Source organism: Phaeovulum sp. (genome assembly GCF_041596715.1).
Lineage (GTDB): Bacteria > Pseudomonadota > Alphaproteobacteria > Rhodobacterales > Rhodobacteraceae > UBA6213.
The window spans coordinates 1-5,563 of record NZ_JBFHIA010000204.1; the positions used below are offsets into that span (position 1 = coordinate 1).

Sequence of the window (5,563 nt, forward strand, 5' to 3'; positions counted from 1 at the left end):
GGATTCGTGGTTCCGGTGCCCGCCGACAAGCGCGATGCGTATCTTGCCTCCGCCCGTATGGGGTGGAAAATCTTCAAGAAATACGGCGCGCGACAGATGGTGGAAACGCTGTCAGACGACATCCCCGAAGGTGAACTGACCGATTTCAAACGCTCGGTCGCGGCCAAACCGGGCGAAATCGTCGCCTTTAGCTGGATTGTCTGGCCCGACAAGGCAACGCGCAATGCCGGAATGGAAAAGATGATGAAAGATCCCGAAATGGCTGCCATGAGCGACATGCCGTTTGACATGAAGCGGATGATTTATGGCGGCTTCATCCCGATTTTTGACTCGGAGGGCGCGCCATGACCACCACCCCAAACGGCAATCCGTGCTGGTATGAACTGACAAGCTACAACCCAGATGCCGCGCAGGCATTCTATGCCGCCGTGCTCGGCTGGAAGGTGACCAATGCGGGCATGGAAGGCGCAGATTATCGGCTTGCCGCGGCAGGCGACGACATGGTGGCGGGCATCTGGGTGCCGGAGGCACAGGGTATGCCGCCCTTCTGGATGGTGTATTTCACCACCGGCAATTGCGATACCGCCATCGAAGCCGTCACAAAGGCCGGAGGCAAGGTGCATATGGAACCCAACGACGTTCCCGGCACCGGGAGGTTTGCCGTTGTGCAAGACCCGCAAGGTGCGGTTTTCGGGCTATTGCAACCACTCGATTCCAAGGGCAATGCCTTCGATCAGAAAAAGACCGGTCATGGCAACTGGCACGAATTGATGACCACTGATCCCAAGGAGGCTTTTGCCTTTTATTCAGAGCTGTTCGGCTGGAAAGCCGGCACCAGCATGGATATGGGCGCGATGGGCCGCTACGACATCTTCAGCCATCAGGGCACCGACATTGGCGGCATGATGCGGCTTGCACCCGATATGCCGGGGCCGGGCACGCCGTTCTGGCTACCCTACTTTGGCATCGAAAGCATCGACGCGGCCGCCAAGCGGGTCACCGCGTCCGGGGGCAAAGTGGTAAGCGGGCCGCAAGACGTGCCGGGCGGTGCCTTCATCGTGGTGGCAAGCGATCCGCAGGGGTCCATCTTCGCGCTGGTCGGGCCGCGCTGAGGGCCGCGCGACATCGGGCCTTGGCCTTTGCAGAAGGGGGCGTTAAATCGGGGCAACCCAAGGAAAGTTGCCCCGATGCCGATGGAAAAGACCTTTGCGCCCGCCGAAGCCGAAGCCCGCATTGCCGCCGCGTGGGAGGCCGCCGGTGCCTTTGCCGCGGGTGCCAACGCCAAACCCAAGGCTGACGGTTCGCCCGCCGAAACCTTCTGCATCATGATCCCGCCGCCGAACGTGACCGGCAGCCTGCACATGGGGCACGCCTTCAACAACACGCTGCAAGACACGCTTGTGCGCTGGCACCGGATGCGCGGGCACGATGTGCTGTGGCAACCGGGGCAAGACCACGCGGGCATCGCCACGCAAATGGTGGTGGAACGCGAACTGGCCAAAGACAAGAACAACGCCAGCCGCCGCGAGATGGGGCGCGAGGCGTTTCTGGCCAAGGTCTGGGAATGGAAGGCGCAATCCGGCGGCACGATCATCAACCAGCTAAAACGCCTTGGCGCGTCATGCGACTGGTCGCGCAACGCCTTCACGATGGACGCGCATTTCCAGCAGGCGGTCATCAAGGTCTTTGTAGAAATGCACGCAAAGGGCCTGATCTACCGCGGCAAGCGGCTGGTGAACTGGGACCCGCATTTCGAAACCGCGATTTCCGATCTCGAGGTCGAGAATATCGAGGTCAAGGGCCACATGTGGCACTTCAAATACCCGCTGGCAGGCGGTGAAACCTATGAATATGTCGAGAAAGATGCCGAAGGCCGCGTGACGCTGCGCGAGACGCGCGACTATATCAGTATCGCCACCACCCGGCCCGAAACCATGCTGGGCGATGGCGCGGTGGCGGTTCATCCGTCAGACGAACGCTATGCGCCGATCGTGGGCAAGCTGTGCGAAATACCGGTGGGGCCCAAGGCGCACCGCCGCCTGATTCCGATCATCACCGACGAATACCCAGACCCGACCTTCGGCTCGGGTGCGGTTAAAATCACCGGCGCGCATGATTTCAACGACTACGCGGTGGCCAAGCGCGGCAATATCCCTTGCTACCGGCTGATGGACACCCGCGCCCAAATGCGGGCTGACGGCGCGTCCTATGCCGATTGCGCCCGCCGCGCGCAGGAAATCGCGGGTGGTGCGGCCTTTACCGAGGCCGAGATCGACACGCTGAACCTTGTTCCCGACGAATTGCGCGGGCTTGACCGCTTTGCCGCGCGCGAACAGGTCATCGCGCAGATCACTGCCGAGGGGCTTGCCGTGATGGTGCCCAACCCCAAGGCCGAGGAAGAAGGCGAACCCGCGCTGGTGCCATACGTCGAATCCAAGCCGATCATGCAGCCGTTCGGTGACCGCTCCAAGGTCGTGATCGAGCCGATGCTGACCGACCAGTGGTTTGTCGATACCGCCAAAATCGTGCAGCCCGCCATCGACGCCGTGCGCGACGGGCGCACGAAGATCCTGCCCGAGCAGCACGAAAAGGTCTATTTCCACTGGCTGGAAAATATCGAGCCTTGGTGCATCAGCCGCCAGCTTTGGTGGGGGCACCAGATCCCGGTCTGGTACGACGAGGAAGGCAACCATTACTGCGCCGCGTCCGAGGCCGAAGCGCAGGCGATGGCACCGGGAAAGGCGCTTACCCGCGACCCCGACGTGCTCGATACGTGGTTCTCCTCGGGGCTCTGGCCGATCGGCACGCTTGGATGGCCGGAAAACACGCCAGAGCTGCAAAAATACTTCCCCACCGACGTGCTGATTACCGGGTTCGACATCATCTTTTTCTGGGTCGCCCGGATGATGATGATGCAATTGGCAGTGGTCGATCAGGTGCCCTTCCACACCGTCTATGTGCACGCGCTGGTGCGGGACGAGAAGGGCAAGAAAATGTCGAAATCCTTGGGCAACGTGCTTGACCCGTTGGAGCTTATCGACGAGTTCGGCGCGGACGCCGTGCGCTTTACCATGACCGCGATGGCGGCGATGGGGCGCGATCTGAAGCTTTCAACCCAGCGCATCGCGGGCTACCGCAACTTTGGCACCAAGCTTTGGAACGCCACGCGCTTTGCCGAAATGAATGGTGTGTTCGAGGCCCCGCTTGGCCTGCCCACGCCCGCCCATACCGTGAACCGCTGGATCATTGGCGAAGTGGCGCGCACCCGCGAGGCGGTGGACGAGGCGCTGACCAACTTCCGCTTCAACGATGCCGCCAACGCGCTATACGCCTTTGTCTGGGGCAAGGTTTGCGACTGGTATGTCGAGTTTGCCAAGCCGCTGTTTGACGGCGAGCACGCGCCAGAAACGCGCCAGACCATGCGTTGGGTGCTTGATCAGTGCTACACGATGCTGCACCCGATGATGCCCTTCATCACCGAAGAGCTTTGGGCGATGACCGGGGCGCGCGCCAAGTTGCTGGCGCACGGCGACTGGCCCGAATACGGCGCCGAGTTGATCGACCCGCAGGCCGACCGCGAGATGAACTGGGTCATCCAGCTTATCGAGGAAATCCGCTCGGCGCGCAGCCAGATGGGCGTGCCGGTGGCCGCCAAGATCGACATGCTGACAACCGAAGCCGATGACGCCGCGCGCGCAGCCCTTGCCCACAACGAGGCGCTGATTCTGCGTCTGGCACGGCTGGAGCGCATTGCCGATGGTACAAGCCCAAAGGGCGCTATCTCGCTGGCGCTGCCGGGTGCGGCCTTCGCGCTGCCTCTGGCGGGTGTCATCGACGTAGCCGCAGAAAAGGCGCGGCTGACCAAGTCGCTCGACAAGCTTGAAAAAGACATGGGCGGCTTGCGTGGGCGGCTGAACAACCCTAAGTTTGTAGCATCGGCACCTGAAGAGGTGGTCGAGGAAAACCGCGAATTGCTGGCAGCGGGCGAGGCCGAAGGGGCCAAGCTGCGCACCGCCTTGGCGCGGCTGGCAGATCTGGGATAAGTCGATGAGCGGTGCCGACCGCATGGCTGAAAGGCGCATATTGAAGGCTTTGGCCGAAGGCAAACTTTCGGGCCTTGCGGGCGAGGGCAAGCCTTTGCCGCACCGCCCCGGCGATGCCTTCGTTTCGGCGGGCGATGCGGCAGGCTTTCGCATCATGGCCGAAGCGGGCGTGCTGCCCGAGGAAATCGTGCTGAAAAAGCGGGCCGCAGCGCAGCGCGCGCATCTGGCAACCCTGACCGACCCCGAGGCGCGCAAGGCGGCGATGGCCGAGCTTGCGCGGATCGAAATGCGTCAGGCGATTGCCGAGGATGCGCGGCGCAAGTTCATGCGCGGCTAGGCCGCGGCATCTGGCCCCGCTGCGGTGCGCCTAAGCGAACTTCGGCTCGCGGTCCTCGATATTGGCAGAGACCGCCTCGATGAAATGCGGCTTGCCGATCAATGCGGCCTGCTCTTTCGATTCCGCCGCAAGCACATCGGCAGCCCCCGCCACCAGCGCCCGCCCGATCAGACGTTTCGCGGCGCGAATGGCAGACGGGCTTTTCGATGCAATCGTTTCTGCCAGCTCGAAAGCGCTTGCCATCAGATCATCGGCAGCTTCCGTCACCAACCCCAATGCAAGAGCCTGTTCAATCAGCATCGGCTCGGCGGTATAGATCATCCGCGCCAGCGTGTCGGCGCGCACCAGTCGAGGCAGCAGCACCATACCGCCCATGTCGGGCACGAGCCCCCATTTCATCTCCATCACCGACATCCGGACGCTGGCATGTGCAATGCGGATGTCGGCACCCAAGGCCAACTGGAACCCGGCCCCAAAACAGGGCCCGTGCAGCGCCGCGATCACCGGCACCGGCAATTGCTGCCAGACCAGCGAAAATTGCTGAAACCGGTTCGCCGCCCCGTGCGTGCGCGGCAGGATCAGCGCCTCGGGGTCGCTGCCGGCCAACGCGCCAAAGCTTGCTACATCAAGCCCCGACGAAAACGCCTTGCCCGCGCCCGAAAGCACTACGGCGCGCAGATCGGCTTGCTTGGCAAGCGACTCGCCGACCGCGACCACTTCATCAATCATCGCCATATCCACGGCGTTAAGCTTTTCGGGGCGGTTCAGTTGCACATGGGCAATGTGGCCCTGCATGGTCAGATGGACACGGCTCATCGGCACCTCCTAAGAATGTTCTGCAAAGTATGCCCTCGCGCGGCCACGCGCGCCAGCGCGTGTGCGTGGCGGCGACGCCACGGCACCTTCGGCCCCTTGTCGGCAGTGCAATTTATGCTACGCCTTGTGCCATGATTGGACCTCGCTTGACCCCGCTTGCCGCCAGCCTTCCCGCCTCGGTGCCCTTTGTCGGGCCAGAGACGCAGGAACGCACGCGCGGCCGCCACTTTGCCGCCCGCCTCGGCGCCAATGAAAACGGCTTCGGCCCCTCGCCACGCGCCATCGAGGCGATGCAGGCGGCTGCGGCAGAAAGCTGGATGTATGGCGACCCCGAGAACTTCGATCTGCGCACCGCACTTGCGGCGCA

General features: G+C 62.9%; 5 protein-coding genes and 1 pseudogene. 5 read left to right on the top strand and 1 reads right to left on the bottom strand.

What is annotated here, in order from left to right:
- From ABY403_RS12760 to ABY403_RS12775, 4 genes are all read left to right on the top strand, one after another.
- Positions 1-348, top strand: a 348-nt coding sequence (locus ABY403_RS12760) for a DUF1428 domain-containing protein (protein WP_372841205.1), incomplete at its 5' end; no start/stop codon positions are given.
- A complete protein-coding gene (locus tag ABY403_RS12765) occupies positions 345-1,112 on the top strand; it encodes a VOC family protein (RefSeq protein ID WP_372841206.1) in 768 nt (255 codons plus the stop codon). The genes ABY403_RS12760 and ABY403_RS12765, both read left to right, overlap by 4 nt.
- A gap of 75 nt (positions 1,113-1,187) precedes the next feature.
- Positions 1,188-4,043: a valine--tRNA ligase gene (locus tag ABY403_RS12770; RefSeq protein ID WP_372841207.1), complete on the top strand. Its 2,856-nt coding sequence runs from the start codon at positions 1,188-1,190 to the stop codon at positions 4,041-4,043.
- A gap of 4 nt (positions 4,044-4,047) precedes the next feature.
- Positions 4,048-4,380, top strand: coding sequence for a DUF1992 domain-containing protein (locus tag ABY403_RS12775; RefSeq protein WP_372841208.1), 333 nt, complete (start codon positions 4,048-4,050; stop codon positions 4,378-4,380).
- A 30-nt stretch (positions 4,381-4,410) separates the two neighbouring features.
- On the opposite strand, the gene ABY403_RS12780 is transcribed toward ABY403_RS12775, so the two are convergent.
- Complete coding sequence (locus tag ABY403_RS12780; RefSeq protein WP_372841209.1) at positions 4,411-5,196, bottom strand: crotonase/enoyl-CoA hydratase family protein; 786 nt, start codon at positions 5,194-5,196, stop codon at positions 4,411-4,413.
- A gap of 131 nt (positions 5,197-5,327) precedes the next feature.
- On the opposite strand from ABY403_RS12780, the pseudogene ABY403_RS12785 reads away from it, so the two are divergent.
- Positions 5,328-5,563, top strand: a pseudogene (locus ABY403_RS12785) (pyridoxal phosphate-dependent aminotransferase); the annotation flags it as partial.

Coding starts and splice junctions, on each gene's coding strand:
- ABY403_RS12775 (WP_372841208.1), top strand. CDS start 4,048: ATGAGCGGTGCCGACCGCATGGCTGAAAGGCGCATATTGAAGGCTTTG.
- ABY403_RS12780 (WP_372841209.1), bottom strand. CDS start 5,196: ATGAGCCGTGTCCATCTGACCATGCAGGGCCACATTGCCCATGTGCAA.
- ABY403_RS12770 (WP_372841207.1), top strand. CDS start 1,188: ATGCCGATGGAAAAGACCTTTGCGCCCGCCGAAGCCGAAGCCCGCATT.
- ABY403_RS12765 (WP_372841206.1), top strand. CDS start 345: ATGACCACCACCCCAAACGGCAATCCGTGCTGGTATGAACTGACAAGC.